Raw genomic sequence first — 14,163 nt, forward strand, 5'->3', positions numbered from 1 at the left:
CCACACCTACGGCGACCCCGAACTCGCGTCGGTGCTCGTCGGTGCCCCCGGGCGCCACGTTTCGGGCCGAGTGCCCCGTGGCACCCGGGGGCTTCGCACGCCGCGCCCCACCGTCGGCCGTCGCCACCGCCTCCGCTCAGCCCTCGTCCGCGCCCTCGTCACGCGCCTTGCCGGTCGCCTCCTCGGCCGTGCCCGCGACGGCCGACAGCAGGGGTCGTTCGAAGAGCGTGCGGAGCACGATCGTGCTGCCCGTGGAGCGGATCACCGGGACCGATCGGATCCGGTCGAGCGTGTCGGCGAGATCGGTCGTCGACGCCACCCTGACCTTGATCCACATGCAGTCCTCGCCCGCGACGTCGTGCGCCTCCAGCACGGCCGGCTCACGCCGGATCGCCGCCTCCACCTGATCGCGCGCCGCCTTCCCGGCGTCGAAGCGCAACGCGACGAACGCCGCCGTGCCGGCATCCACCGTCTCGGGTGCGAAGGCCGCGTGATAGCCGGTGATCACACCGTCACGCTCCAGGCGCTGGAGGCGATCGCGGACCGCCGGCTCGGACAGGTCCACCGACTTCGCGAGCGCGCGAACGGTCCGTCGCCCGTCGTTGCTCAGCGCTCGAAGCAGTGCGCGGTCGATCTCGTCGAGCTGCCGTGCCATCGAATCCCCTTGTTTCCGCGAATGTGATGGATCTACTCTAAAAAAGGCTAGCAGCCGGTTCGGCTTAACTTATCGAGGCATGGGGGCCACCTTGACTCCTCTAATGAGGGATCGACTGATGCCGTGGGCGGCTCTCGTCACCGTTTGGATCCTGTGGGGCTCGACGTATCTGGGCATTCGGTATGCGATCGAGACGATTCCCCCACTGCTCTCGGCCGGAGTGCGGTTCCTGACCGCCGGCCTGCTGATGTTCGCGGTGGTCGGACCCAGGCACGCGCGTGGCGCGCAGCGACCGACCTGGCCGCACCTGCGTTCGACCGCGATCATCGGTGGGCTGCTCCTGGTGGGCGGCAACGGGCTGGTCACCCTGGGCGAACAACACCTCGACTCGGGACTGGCCGCGTTGATCGTGGCGACGGTGCCGGTGTGGATGGTGCTGATCAACGCGGGAGTCACCAGGACGCGCGTGTCCGGCCCGGTCCTGCTCGCGCTGCTCCTGGGCACCGTCGGCATCGGCGTACTGGTCGGCGGCCCGGGCGGCGACGTGCACGCGGGCGGCACGGTCATGGTCCTGATCGCGTGCGTGTTGTGGGCGGCCGGCTCGGTGTACGCACGGAGCGCGCCGCTGCCGAAGCACCCGCTGGTGGTGGCCTCGTTGGAGATGATCACGGCCGGTGTGATCCTGCTCGTACTGGCCGCGCTGCGCGGCGAGTTCGGCCGGGTGGTGGTCGCCGACATCTCGACCGCCTCGTGGCTGGGCCTGGCCTGGCTCGTCTTCGCGGGCTCGATCGTCGCGTTCAGTGCGTACATGTACGTCAACAGTGTGCTCCCCAACGACACGGTGGCGACGTACGCGTACGTCAATCCGGTGATCGCGGTCCTGCTCGGCGCCGCGATCGCCCGCGAGTCGGTGGGCCCGAACGTGTACCTGGGCGGCGCGATCATCGTCGCCTCGGTGGTCTTGATCGTGGCCACCCGCTCACGCAGCCCCCACCCGCCCCGACCCACTCGCACCCGAGCCGCCGATGAGACGGCGGCGGCCGAACCGGCGAAATAGCCCGGCGCACCGGCCGCAGGGATTCCGCCCGGCGGGTGGGAACCCGTGGCGGGGACGAGGACACACAAGGGCGGGAACATTCCCACCGAGACCGACCGTGAGTTGTGGGACAGGGCCTGCCGGGGCGAGCGATCAGCCTTCGGCGACCTGCTCGACCGACACGCGCGCGCTGTCCCACAGCCACCTGTTTCGGCGCACCGCGTCGTCGGCTACCTCGAGCCGGACCCGAACGGAGGCCGGAATCCGCTGACATGCCCACCGGCCGTGCCCTGGACGGCGGGGGGAACCGAACCGGTCCTGAGGTACGCGTGCGCCTGCTCCGCCGGCTCGATCGCCGCGCGGAGCGGGCGCGCCCATCGCCGCGGCCGTCGCGCGCGGTTCCGGGACGGTCCCGGCGAAGTGGTCGAGCGAGCCGAGGGCGAGGGCCGACGCCCGGACCGCGTGCGGTGCGGACATCGGGCCGGCGACCGGGGTGCGGATCGTCGCGAAGGTGTCGCTCGGGACACCACCGCCGGCGGGGTACCGACCGAGCGCCGGACGCGGCACGGGTACAGGCGTCCGGATCGACGCCTGTACCCGTGCCGCGCGGGGCGTGCCCCACGAGGTCTGCTCACCTCGAGGTGTGCTCACCTCGGGGCTGCTCGGCTCAGGGCTTGCTCACCCCCAGCGTGTAGCTGCCCGAGCCGCTGTAGGCGTGCACGACGTAGCGGTAGCGACCGGCGGTTCCGTTGTAGTTGATCGTCTCGTTCGCCTGCGGTGTCGTGCCCGCGGCGACCTCGTTCCAGGCGGAGCCGTTCCACTTCTGCAGGGCCAGGTCGAAGTCGGTGCCGACGGGTCCGGTCAGGCAACCGGTGTGCGTGCCGGACGCCGTGGTCTCGTAGTACGAGTTGTTCGGCTGGATGGCCTGCGCGCCCGACGCGAGGGTGCCGGAGTAGGTGTTCTGCGCCCCGGCGCAACCGGTCGGCGGGGTGTCGCCGGTGACCAGGGTCAGTCCGTACGTCTGCAGGATCTCGTTGACCGGCTGGTGGTACGTCTCGCCGCCGGAGGAGCAGTTGCCGGATCCACCGGAGGTGACGCCCTGGGCCTGGCTGCCCGAGATGAACGACCCGCCGGAGTCGCCGGGTTCGGCGCACACCGTGGTGCGGGTGACGCCGGTGACGGTCCCCTGGGGGTAGGTCACGGACGTGTTGTGCTGCCGGATCGTGCCGCAGTGCCAACCGGTCGTGGAGCCGGAGCGGCAGATGGACGAGCCGGCCGGAGCCTGGGTGGAACCGGCGACGGGCACGGTGCCGGGATAGCGGTTGACGAGCGGCCGCGGGGTCCAGTTGGCGTTCGTGGCCACCCACGCGTAGTCGTTGCCGGGGAAGGAGGACGCCTGGAAGGTGCCCTGCGCAGCGCCGTTGCCGGTGGTGGTGGCGCCGGCGCGGCCGCAGTGGCCGGCGGTGACGAAGCCGTTCTGGGCGCCCCGGGTGATCGGGAACCCGATGGAGCAGCGGGAGGAGTTGTTGATGTTGTACGCGTCGCCGCCGCGCAGGTCGGCCAGCGCGCGGGGCTGCACGGTGGAGGGCACGATCTCGACGGCGGCGGCGTCGACACCGCTGTCCACGACGAAGGCGCGGGTACGGGCGGTGTCGTGGGACTGGACCACGACCTTGTTGGTGGCGACGTCGACATACCACAGCGGGGTGTCGACCGGTGTCCGGCGCAGCGCGGAGCGGTCGAGCGCCTCGCGGACTCGATCGAGGTCGGCGAGCGAGTGCGCGACCACGCGGGCGGTCGCTCCGTTCGCCTCGATGGTGCGCACATCGCGCCGGTCGGTGGTGGCGACCACGAACTGCGCGGAATCGCCGCTCAACCAGGCACCGGCCCAGTCGGCGCCCAGGCGTTGACGCAGGGCGGGCTCCTGGATCGCCGCGCGGTATTCGTTGGCCAGGCGGGCCTTGGCCGCGGTTTCGGTGAGGCCCAGATCGCGTTGGAGTGCCTCGACGACACCCTCGGGGGCGATGGGGGCCGGCTCGACGGGGACGACGAGGGCGTCGTCCGTGGTGGGGGATACGGGACTCGCTCCGGCCGTGGAGGCGGTGCCGCCGAGGGACAGGGCGGCGAGCAGAACGGCACAGGACGTGGCCGCGACACGCTTGAGGCGCATGGGGACTCCTGTCGGTGGGGACGACAGAAACGTATCTGCGAGCGATGGGTCGAGGTACCTGTCAACAACCCCCTGTCGCGGTGTTATGGGTGGGCCGGCGGCGCTGTGCCGCAGGCCGGTCGCGACCTCCCGTCGTGAAGCCAAGTGCCTTGCCTTTGACGGAGATTGATGTGACGTCAGTCGGCGAGGGGAGAGCCGGCACGCGTTCAGTTCGCCGTTCCGTAGCCGTATCCGTCGTGCCGGGCGAGCCAGTCGACGTAGCGCGGTGCCTCTCGAACCGCCGCGGCGTGCGCGGCGCGGGCCTGGGCGGTCACCAGGGCGGCGGTCCGCGCGGCGGGAGCGTGCGGATGCCAGCCGATCAGATGCCGCCACGACAGCGGTACGCCCGCCAGCGGCACCCTGGCGATGCCGGGCGTCGCCGGCATCGTGGCTCTGCACAACCCGACGGCGCGGCCGACCTGGGCCAGGTGCACGCACGACGCCACGTCCGTCTCGTAGATCGCCTTCGGGGCGAATCCCGCCCGGGCGCACGCGGTGGAGAAGCAGTCGCCGAAACACCCCTCGCCCGGAACCACCACCCAGGTCTCGCCGGCCAGCGCGGCAAGGTCGGCCTCCCGCTCGCCGGCGAGCGGATGGTCGAGCGCGAGCATCAGGAAGACCGGATCGTTGCCGACCTCACGCCACGCGAGACCGTCGTGGTAGGCGGGGCGGCTCTCGCCGCACGCGCCGAGCAAGAGGAAATCCAGCCGCCCGGTGGCGACCATGCCGGCCAACTCCCGGTTGGACCACGACATGTACGTGGTGACCGCGTCGGCCCGATGGCCCTCCGCGAGGCGGTCCACCAGGCCGCCGAGTAACGGCCCGTGGGTTCCGCCGAGGCGGAACTTGGGGGTCACCTCGCCTCGGTTGGCGAACCGGACGGCCTCCTCCTGGAGTTCGCGGGCGGCGGGCAACAACACCCGGGCCCGGTCCAGGACCAGTTCGCCCAGCGGGGTCAACGTCACGCCCTCGCGGCCGCGCTCGAACAGGGCGCCGCCCAGGGCCTTTTCGATCCGCTTGAGTTGGGTGCTGAGGGCGGGCTGGGCCAGGCCCAACACGGCGGAGGCGCGGGTCAGACTGCCCGCATCCGCGATCGCCCGAATGGTGCGCAGATGGCGCAATTCCATGTCCATGCCCGGCAAGGTACGGCCGACAGGTGGCTGCTACAAGGGACTGACACACGTCACACGGCATCCGGCACAGACCCGAAAAGACCAACGGGACACCGCACCCGGAATCGAACCGCCGGCCGCGCCGAGCGGCCCCCGGCCGCGCGGGCACCTACGCGCGGAGCTCTTCGACGGGAGCGACAACCGCCGCGATCGTCGCGTGCCCGGCGCGACGCGGCGCGGCCCGGCTCGACCCGGTCCGGCTCGGACCGACCGGGCCGAGCCGGACCGGGCCGGGAGTGCCGCGGATCGGCGGGGCTTCAGGCGCTTTCGGCGGTGACGCGGCCGGTTTCGACGGCCTTCAGCAAAGACGCGTGGTCGCGCTCGTTCTGGTCGGCGTACGCCTCGGCGAACGTCGTCAGAGCTCGGTCGAAGCTGTCGCCGCCGCCCAGGTAGGCGGCGATGGCGATGCGGTCGCCGGATCGGGCGTGGGCGCGGGCCAGGGTGGCGCCGCACAGTTCGCCGAACGCGCGCATGCCCCGCGGGACCATGAGCGAGGGTTCGGCGATGCCCTTCCAGTCGCGCAACTGCCTTACGTAGAAGTCCCGTTTGCGGCCGTCGATCCCGTCGACCCGTTCCCAGCCCAGGAGCATGTCGCCGGCGGACTGCATCAGGCGCTGGCCGGCGACGACCCGCTCTCCCTGGGTGGCGGTTTCGCCGGCGCCGACGTGGGCGGCCAGTACCGACTCGTCGGCCTCCTTGGCTTGGAGGATCAACGGGTCCCCTTCGTCCCGGCCGAGCAGGAGCAGGATCCAGCATCGGGTGCCGACGCTGCCGACGCCGACGACCTTGCGGGCCATGTCCACCACGGTGTACCGACCCAGCAGGTGTCGAAGGTCGGATCGCAGGGTGCGGCGATAGCGGTCGACCAGATCGCCGAGTCGGCGTTCGATCGCGTCGGGATCGCCGGCGGGCACGAACTCGGAGAGCGGGGTGATCAACGGCGGCGAGGAGATGAAGCGAGGCTTGCCGTCTACCATGTGGGTGAGTTTGCCGAACGCCTGGAGGCTGTCCCGGGTACGCGCCTTGGCCAGAGTCTTGGAGAGCCGCTTGCGACCGCGCTTGTGCAACCGGCCCGACGCCAGGTCCCGCAGTAGCTCGGAGTCGGCCTTGGCGTACCACACGTCCAGGTCGCCCATGGCGGCGAAGCGGCGCATCTGCTCGCGGTAGGAGCGCACGGTGGTGCGGACGATGTCGGCGCGCTCGCGGTCGGTGTACTCGTTCTCCCGTCCCGCGATGACGAGACTGGTGGCCAGCCTCTTCACGTCCCACTCCCACGGGCCGGGCAACGTCTCGTCGAAGTCGTTGATGTCGAAGAGCAGGAGTCGCTCGGGCGAGGCCAGCAGTCGGAAGTTCAGCATGTGCGCGTCGCCGCACACCTGGGCCCGAAGGCCCGACATCGGCGTACCGGCGAGGTCGCCGGCCATGATCGCGGCGGCTCCCCGATAGAACCGGAACGGCGACTCGGACATGCGGCCGTAGCGGATCGGCACCAACTCCGGTACCCGCGAGGCCGATTGCTTCTCGATGACGTCGACCGGATCCGGCCGCTGCCGGGTCGGCGCGTATTCGGCGTGACTGGAACGGGACGCGTTCGCCCGCGCCGCCCGGCCCTTTTCGGCCCGCTCCCGGGGGGTGGGGCACGGAGCCCTGCGGGTGGCGACCTTCGGGTTCGCCCGGCGTGTGGCGGTTCCCGCCTTGGAGGTCATCGCAGGGCCTCCGGACTCGGGTCGGGATCCGCGATGCCGATTCGATCGGCAGGCGGGTGTGCGGTGCCGGAGCCTGGTGTGTGGACGGACATGGCGCTCCCGGTCCGGATCGACGATCTGGGCGAGGGCGGCACGCCGCCCTGTCCTCAGGAGACGTGGGACCGGCGGTTCGTGCGAGCCGGGTGCCTCGAACGTGTGACGGCCGTACGGCCGGGTGCCTCGAACGTGTGACGGTCCTGCCCATGGCGGGGCGCGACGCGATCACCCGATCGAAGCGGCGCCACGCCCCGCGATCGCGCCTTGCGTGCCCGCGACCACGCTTCGGCGGGTACCGGTGTCACCCGTACGGCAGCGCGGGGGTTGCGGCGGACAGGTGGGCGCAGTGTCGGCAGGCACGTGCCGAGTTCGCCATCACCGCGTGCGAGGCGGCGGCGAGCGTGCCGGCGCATGCGAGCAGGGGCCAATTCGTGGCCAGGAGCGAGGCGGTGGCGAGGGCGAGGGTCGTGACGGCCATGGCGACGCCGGCGATACCGGCGGCCCAGCCGACCACGAGCGGCAGCCGCTCGGGTGTCGGCAGCCGGCGGGCGAGCGCGCCGGTGGCGGCCAGGGTGGTGCCGGCCAGCAGCGCGGCGACGGTCGCGACGGCGGCCAGATGTACGGCCAACAGTTGTGCCACGTGCGGCAGTTGCCAGGAACGATCGTGGCCGGCGATACGGGCCAGGTACCAACAGGCGATCAGGACAGGGGCAGTGAGGGCCACCGTGCCGGCGGTGTGCCGGGCCTGGGCGATGGTCAGTTCGCGCTGGCAGCTCGGCGCGATCTCCTCGACGCTGCCGAACTCGCGTACCGCCTGGTGGGCGGCGCGTGGGTGGGGCATTCCGTCGTCGGCGTGGGCGGCGGCCGTGTCGGTGAGGCCGTCGCGGATCTCCTCGATCATCCGGGCCTTGGCGCGAGCCGGTCCGCGCAGGACGGCGGTCAGGGCCGCCACATGGTCGCCGATGGGGTCGACGTGGCCGGTGCCCGCGCTCATGTCGCCGCCGGCCCGGGCGACGGGGAGGGGTTCAGGACCGAGCCGATCGCCTTGGTGAACTCGCGCCACGCCGTGCGCTCGCCGGCCAGGGTGTGCCGTCCCGCGTCGGTGAGTTCGTAGCAGCGCCGCCGCCGTTCGCCCTCTGAGTGCCAGCTGCTGCTCAGCAGTCCGAGCCGCTCCAGTCGCTGGAGCGCCGGGTAGATCGTGCCGGTGCGCAATTCGAGTGCGCCATCGCTCCTGTGCTGTACCGCGGCGATGATCGCGTAGCCGTGCAACGGCCCCGATTCGAGCACGGCCAGCAACAGTCCGTCCAGGTGCCCGCGCACCGCGTCGGTCTTCATGAGTAGGCAGCCTACCCAAAAAAGCTGTAGGCGGTGTATGTATTGGCAGGCAATGTATCTACGTCGGTGCCGGGCGCGCTCCGCTGCGCTTCGCCCTGCCCTGCCCCGTTTTTCGAACAGGAGACCTCGCGGTGACCAAGCTGTTGTTGTCCGTGCACGTGCTTGCGGCGATCCTGGCGGTCGGATCGATCGCCGTGGCCGCCTCGATGTTCCCGCGATACGCACTCCAGGCGTGCGGCGACGACCCGAACGGGCGGGCCGCCGCGATCGCCGCGCTGCTGCACCGCGTCTGTCGCGGCTACGCCGTGGCCGGGCTCGCCGTACCGGGCTTCGGACTCGTCACCGGTGCCGCTCTCGGCGTCCTCACCGATGCCTGGCTGATCGTGTCACTCGTGCTGACCGTGATCGCCGCCGGCGTCCTCGCCCTGGCCGTGCTCCCCGACCAGCAGCGGTTGCTCGGGACCGCCGGCGGGCCCTCCGCCGGGGAGACGGCACGCCCGATGGCGACCCGCCTGAGCATGGTCACCGGCATCTTCAACCTCCTGTGGGCGATCGTCGTCGTCCTGATGATCGTCCGACCCGGCTCGACGACGGGCGCCTGACCCCGGGATCATCGCCGAACAGGCCCGGTGTGGAGGGGAGTTGGCGGCTGCCCGGGCCGTCGGCACCTGACAGATCGGGTCGGGAGCGATAGGCTCCCCCGCGATGACCACTCATGTTGTGAACCGATTGGGGGTCCCGTCCGCGCGAAGTGAGTGCTGATGCTCACTCGAACCGCGAACAGGGATTCCCGCCTTTCCTTGTGGCTGCGCGTGCGTGAGTTCGCCGTGCCGCCCGCCATGATCGACACCGCCACCGCCCGCCGGCATACCGGGGACTGGTCGGGGGCGTGCGCTGCGGCACGCGTCGATGTCGATCTCGATCTCCGCTCCTTGGCACGCACCCACGGCCGCGAGCTCGCGGCCCGGGTCCGGGACGATCTCCGCCATCTGGCTCCCGATCTGTTGCGCTGGCACATGCCGAGGATCGGCCCCGACGGGCTGCTGCGCCCGGGGCTGACCATGGCGTTGGCCCGATACGACGACCCGGATCGCGCGGGTGGCGGCCCGGTGTACCTGGTGGCTCGGACTCCGCCTGCCTGGGCGGACGCCGGTCAGCGGATCAGCCTGATGGTGTGGGACGGAACGCGTCGCGCGGCCGACGCCGAGCGACGCCGGCATCCGCACCCGCATCCCGACCGACGCTTTCGTCTCGATCTGCACCGTCACCTGTGGGACGCGCGCAGGAGCGGCGAACTGCGGATCCGGTCGGGGGCGGACCGGCTGCCCGCCGACGACCCCGCCGAGGCGCTCCCCGAACCCTGGCCGGCCCTGGCCCTGCCGGCGGGACGGAGCTGCGCGGTCGACCGGTGGGCGGCCGAGGCCGGCATCGTGCTCCGAGCCGAGGGCCGATCCACCGGCACGGTCACCGCGCGGATCGGCGTGCGACATCGGCTCGCCCTGGACCTGATCGCGGGCCGGGGCGATGTCGGGCCGCCCGTGCTGCGGATCTCGGCGGCGTCCGCCCGTGCCGCCGAGCCGACGATCCTGCCCGACGCCGCGACCTGGGTGCCGCCGGACCTGGAACTGATCCGGGCCGGCGCGATCGACGTGGATCGGCTGCACCCGCTGGTCGGCGCGGCACTGGCCCCGGATCACGCGCCGACCGAGCCGTCCCGCACCGGACACCCGGCGGGACCCCCGGCCGAGCGTCCGGTGGAGTGTCGGGGAGCCCGGCATCGGATCGGCCTGGTCGACGGAGTGCTGGTACCGCTGGACCACGACCCGGCCGAGATTCGCCGCGAGGAACTGCTTGCCGCACTCACCGGTACCCCACTGCCGTGTCTGCGGGTCATCGACGAGGTGCACCGTCGTCCGGAGTGCCTGACCGGTGTCCGCGAACGCCTGGACCACGGCGACTTCGCCGGGGCGTTGGCCGTCGTCGAAGGCCTGCTCGGCCCCGACGCGCTGCTGCGCGCCGGCGCGCTCCGCGACGAACTCGAGACGGCCGCACAACGACGGATCGTCCACGGGCTGTTCCGGGCCGGGCTGACCGAACCCGGACCCCGCCCGGACCGTCGCGGCCCGCGCCGCCGCCGCTCCCACTGACACCAAACCACCGGTCGATGCCCCGGGGACTCCCGTCCCCGTACCGACTCGACCCCTCACGAACCCGAAGGTGATCGCACATGCCCACATCCACCATGCCCACATCCACTCCGACCGCCACCACCACCGCTCCCCACGCCGACCCGGCCGGCGCCTCCCGAACCGATCCCCACGCCGACCCCGCCCACGCCTCCCGACTCGACGTCGCCGGCGACCTGTTGGCCCTGCTGCGGGAGACCGACACCGAGCCGCGCCCCGACCTGCAACTGGAGGCGCTGACCCTGGCCGTGGCCGCCGACCTGCCCGTGCTCCTGCTGGGCGAGCCGGGCATCGGCAAGACCGCGGCGCTGACCCGGCTCGCCGAGGCCCTGGACCTGCCGCTGACCACGGTGGTCGCCAGCGTGCACGAGCCGTCCGACTTCTCGGGTTTGCCGATCGTCGGCGACGATCCCGCCGAGCAGGGTGTGCCGATGGCCCCGCCGGACTGGGCGGTGCGCCTGGTCCGGGCCGGCCGAGGACTGTTGTTCCTGGACGAGTTGTCCACCGCGGCACCGGCCGTGCAGGCCGCGCTGCTGCGCCTGGTGCTCGAACGCCGGATCGGCGCCCTGCAACTGCCGCCCGGGGTACGGATCGTGGCCGCCGCCAATCCGCGATCCTCGGCCGCCGACGGCTGGGAGCTGAGCCCACCGCTGGCCAATCGATTCGTACACCTGCGGTGGACCCACGACCACGAGGTGGTGGTCCGCGGCCTGGGCGGGGTCTGGCCCCGGGCGACCCTGCCCACCCTGGACCCGGAACGACTCGCGGAGTCGGTGGCCTTCGCCCGCCGCGCGGTGTGCGGGCTCCTCACCGCCCGCCCGGCACTGGTACACCGACTGCCCAGCGGCGAGACCCGTCGGGGCGGCCCCTGGCCGTCCCCGCGAAGCTGGGAGATGGCGCTGTTTCTGACCGCCTTCGCGACCGCGGCCGGATCCACCCGCGAGGTGCTGTCCCTGCTGGTCCGAGGGGCCGTCGGAGACGGCCCCGGGCTGGAGTTGCTGGCCGGCCTGGACCGGATGGACCTCCCGGACCCCGAGGACCTGCTCGCCGACCCGGCGAGCGCCGTCCTGCCCGAGCGCGGGGATCTGCGCCAAGCCGTACTCGACGGCGTCGTGGAAGCGGTCCGCAAGCGCCCGGAGAAGGCCCGGTGGGACGCTGCGTGGGCGCTCCTGGTCCGGGCGTTGGACACCGGCGCGCCGGACCTGGTGGTCGTGCCCGCGAGCACCCTGGCCGCGCTGCGGCACGAGGACTGGGACGTACCGGCGTCGATCGATCGGCTCGCCGGAGCGGTGTCGCTGTCCCGACGGGCCGAGCGCGCGGCGGAGCGGGCGGGCGTCGCGGCGAAGGCCGATCGATGACGCCGGGCACGCCGGGCGGATCGGGCCCGCCGGGGACATTGGACCTGGACAAGCTCTACGCCGCCCGGTTGTACGCCGCCCGGGTCCGGCCGTACCTGGCCACGGCGCTGTTCGCCCTGCACATCGTGGAGTCGCGGTCGGTGCCGACGATGGCCGTCGACCGGCACTGGCGGTGCTATGTCTCGGCGAGGTTCGTGGACCGCATGCCGTTGGAGGAACTCGCCGGGGTGTGGGTGCACGAGGTGTCGCACCTGCTGCGCGACCATCACGGACGCGGAGACCGGGTCGCCCGCGAGCGCGAACTGCACGGCCCGGGGGAGCGACTGCGAATCAACATCGCCGCGGACTGCGAGATCAACGACGACGTGTTCGGCGACGGCTTGGTCCGGCCCGAAGGCGCGGTCGTGCCAGAGGCGTTGCACCTGCCCCGCGGCGAACTCATGGAGGACTACCTGCGCCTGTTCCGGCTCGGGCGGCTCACACAGAGCATGGTCTGGCTGGACTGCGGCAGCGGTGCCGACGGGCTGGAACGGGAGTGGGACCTGGGACCGGACGGCGCGCACGGGCTCAGCGGGCAGGAACGGGACGCCGTTCGGTTCCGGGTCGCGCAGGGCATCACGGCCCGTCCGGGGGACGCGCCGAAGGGGTGGCGGCGCTGGGCGGAGGAGGCGTTCCATCCGCCGCAGCCGTGGCGGGAGTTGCTGGGCGCGGCCGTGCGTTCGGCGAGTTCCGGGTCCGGCGCGGGGCAGGACTACTCGTACGGCCGGCCGGCGCGGCGCTCGGTGAGCCTGCCCGGCGTCGTGCTGCCGAGTCTGCGGCGCAGGCCGCCTCGGGTGGCGGTGGTCATCGACACGTCCGGGTCGGTCAGCGACGCCGAACTGGGCAGCGCGCTCCTGGAGGTGGCCGCGATCTCCCGTGCCGTGGGCGGCCGTCGGGACATGGTCACGGTCGTGCCGTGCGACGCGGCGGCCGATTTCGCACGATCGTTGTGCCATGAGGAGGGCATCGCGCTGATCGGCGGCGGGGGTACGGACCTGCGCACCGGCTTCGTGAAGGCGCTGCACACCCGGCCCCGACCGGACGTCGTGGTCGTGCTGACCGACGGGCAGACACCGTGGCCGGCCACGCAACCGCCGTGCCGGACGGTGGTGGGCCTGTTCCCCCGAGAGCGGAGATCGTCCCGGTACGAGAACGATCCCGACTACGTACCGGACACGCCGCCCGAGTGGGCGCGCGTGGTGGTCATCGATTCGGGATCCGGCGCTCGATGAGCGGACCCGGGACGGCGTACCGAGCCCGTCCGGGCCGCCGACGGCCCTTCGTCGACGACGGGTGCGGGTGAGGCCGCTGCCCGATGGGCAACGGTCTCACCCGCAAGGGTGGTGATCGCCTCGGATCGGCGCCGCCGAGCGGCACCGATCCAACGGTCAGCGTGCGATGCCGGCCTCGATGGCCTCGATGATCCGCGGGCGCAGTTCGGCGGCGCTGATGATCGCGTCCACCGAACCGACCTCGACCGCACGCCGGATGCTGTGCACCCGGTCGAACTCGGCGGCGACCTCGCCGAGTTTCTCCGCCCGGACGGCGGACTGGGTCTCGGCCAGCAGCGCGTTGAGCGCGGCGCGCTCGGCGCCGCCGGCCGCCGAGACCCGGGCCTGTAGCCCGGTCACCCGCGGGTCGGTCGCGGTGCGGTTGTTGACCTCGCCGGAGAAGACGACGGCCGCGGCCGGGGCGCCGCCGAGTACGGACGCGAACGAGCCCTCCAGGGCCAGGACGGTCATGTTCGGGTTGAGTGCCTTGGAGAAGACCACGAACGCGCCGCCGTGGTAGCGCGAGATCACGCAGAACACGATCGGACCGTCGAAGTTGACGATGGCCCGGCCGATTTCGGCGCCGTACTCGAGCTGGACCTTGCGCATGGATTCCGGTGATCCGTCGAACCCGGAGAGGTTCGCCAGCACCACGAGCGGCCGGTTGCCGGAGGCGGCGTTGATCGCCCGGGCGGTCTTCTTCGAGGACTGCGGGAACAGGGTGCCGGCGGTGTAGGTGTCCGGGCCGTCCGTGGGCGGGAAACCGCGTCGCGGAACCGGCCGAGACTCGATGCCGATCAGGCAGACCGGCCGCCCGCCGATGTGCACGTCCTGCACCGCCGCGGTGTCTGCGTCGGCCATGCCCGCCCAGCGCTCCAGCACCGGATGGTCCTGGTCGGAGAGCGCGCGCATCACGGTCCGGATGTCGAACGGCTTCTTGCGGTCCGGGTTGTGCTCCGCGGAGAAGATCTGGCCGACGGTGGTGAAGTCGCTGTCGGCGATCGTGTGCGGGAACTCGCGGACGTCGCGGTCGGACGGGTCCTTCGTGACCGCCTTGCGCGGCGCGCTCTCGCCGGGCACGACGTAGGTGTGGTCGTAGTGGGCCATCAGGACGTCGCGGGCGGCGGCGAGGTCGGGTGCCCAGTACTGGGCCTGGCCGT

General features: G+C 72.3%; 12 protein-coding genes. 5 read left to right on the forward strand and 7 right to left on the reverse strand.

Annotated features, from left to right (window positions below; all coding sequences use genetic code 11):
• Nucleotides 1-136: 136 nt before the first annotated feature.
• On the reverse strand, nt 137-655 hold the full coding sequence (locus tag ACZ4FV_RS16865; protein ID WP_395860732.1) for an Lrp/AsnC family transcriptional regulator: 519 nt from the start codon (nt 653-655) through the stop codon (nt 137-139).
• 103 nt (nt 656-758) lie between these two features.
• On the opposite strand from ACZ4FV_RS16865, the gene ACZ4FV_RS16870 reads away from it, so the two are divergent.
• Nucleotides 759-1,712, forward strand: coding sequence for an EamA family transporter (locus tag ACZ4FV_RS16870; protein ID WP_465322838.1), 954 nt, complete (start codon nt 759-761; stop codon nt 1,710-1,712).
• 646 nt (nt 1,713-2,358) lie between these two features.
• Here the strand turns inward: ACZ4FV_RS16870 and ACZ4FV_RS16875 are convergent.
• The 5 genes from ACZ4FV_RS16875 to ACZ4FV_RS16895 form a co-directional block, all read right to left on the reverse strand.
• Nucleotides 2,359-3,861 (reverse strand): S1 family peptidase, encoded by a 1,503-nt coding sequence (locus ACZ4FV_RS16875; RefSeq protein WP_395860728.1) that lies wholly within the window; start codon nt 3,859-3,861, stop codon nt 2,359-2,361.
• A gap of 206 nt (nt 3,862-4,067) precedes the next feature.
• Complete coding sequence (locus ACZ4FV_RS16880) at nt 4,068-5,033, reverse strand: LysR family transcriptional regulator (RefSeq protein WP_395860727.1); 966 nt, start codon at nt 5,031-5,033, stop codon at nt 4,068-4,070.
• A gap of 296 nt (nt 5,034-5,329) precedes the next feature.
• On the reverse strand, nt 5,330-6,778 hold the full coding sequence (locus tag ACZ4FV_RS16885) for a DUF2252 domain-containing protein (RefSeq protein WP_465322839.1): 1,449 nt from the start codon (nt 6,776-6,778) through the stop codon (nt 5,330-5,332).
• Between the two features lie 337 nt (nt 6,779-7,115).
• Complete coding sequence (locus ACZ4FV_RS16890) at nt 7,116-7,808, reverse strand: permease prefix domain 1-containing protein (protein ID WP_395860723.1); 693 nt, start codon at nt 7,806-7,808, stop codon at nt 7,116-7,118.
• On the reverse strand, nt 7,805-8,149 hold the full coding sequence (locus tag ACZ4FV_RS16895; protein ID WP_395860721.1) for a PadR family transcriptional regulator: 345 nt from the start codon (nt 8,147-8,149) through the stop codon (nt 7,805-7,807). The genes ACZ4FV_RS16890 and ACZ4FV_RS16895 overlap by 4 nt, the downstream gene beginning before the upstream one ends.
• 131 nt (nt 8,150-8,280) lie before the next feature.
• Between ACZ4FV_RS16895 and ACZ4FV_RS16900 the strand changes: the two genes are divergently transcribed.
• The 4 genes from ACZ4FV_RS16900 to ACZ4FV_RS16915 all read left to right on the forward strand — a co-directional run bounded on the left by ACZ4FV_RS16900 (nt 8,281) and on the right by ACZ4FV_RS16915 (nt 12,964).
• Nucleotides 8,281-8,751 (forward strand): hypothetical protein, encoded by a 471-nt coding sequence (locus ACZ4FV_RS16900; protein WP_395860719.1) that lies wholly within the window; start codon nt 8,281-8,283, stop codon nt 8,749-8,751.
• A 159-nt stretch (nt 8,752-8,910) separates the two neighbouring features.
• Complete coding sequence (locus ACZ4FV_RS16905; protein WP_395860717.1) at nt 8,911-10,296, forward strand: hypothetical protein; 1,386 nt, start codon at nt 8,911-8,913, stop codon at nt 10,294-10,296.
• A 95-nt stretch (nt 10,297-10,391) separates the two neighbouring features.
• Nucleotides 10,392-11,693 (forward strand): AAA family ATPase, encoded by a 1,302-nt coding sequence (locus tag ACZ4FV_RS16910; RefSeq protein WP_395860981.1) that lies wholly within the window; start codon nt 10,392-10,394, stop codon nt 11,691-11,693.
• On the forward strand, nt 11,690-12,964 hold the full coding sequence (locus ACZ4FV_RS16915; RefSeq protein ID WP_395860715.1) for a vWA domain-containing protein: 1,275 nt from the start codon (nt 11,690-11,692) through the stop codon (nt 12,962-12,964). The genes ACZ4FV_RS16910 and ACZ4FV_RS16915 overlap by 4 nt, the downstream gene beginning before the upstream one ends.
• Before the next feature lie 156 nt (nt 12,965-13,120).
• Here ACZ4FV_RS16915 and ACZ4FV_RS16920 read toward each other — a convergent pair.
• The coding region (locus tag ACZ4FV_RS16920) for a carboxyl transferase domain-containing protein (protein ID WP_402238039.1) at nt 13,121-14,163 on the reverse strand (1,043 nt) is incomplete at its 5' end.

This window comes from Embleya sp. NPDC025285, assembly GCF_055558835.1.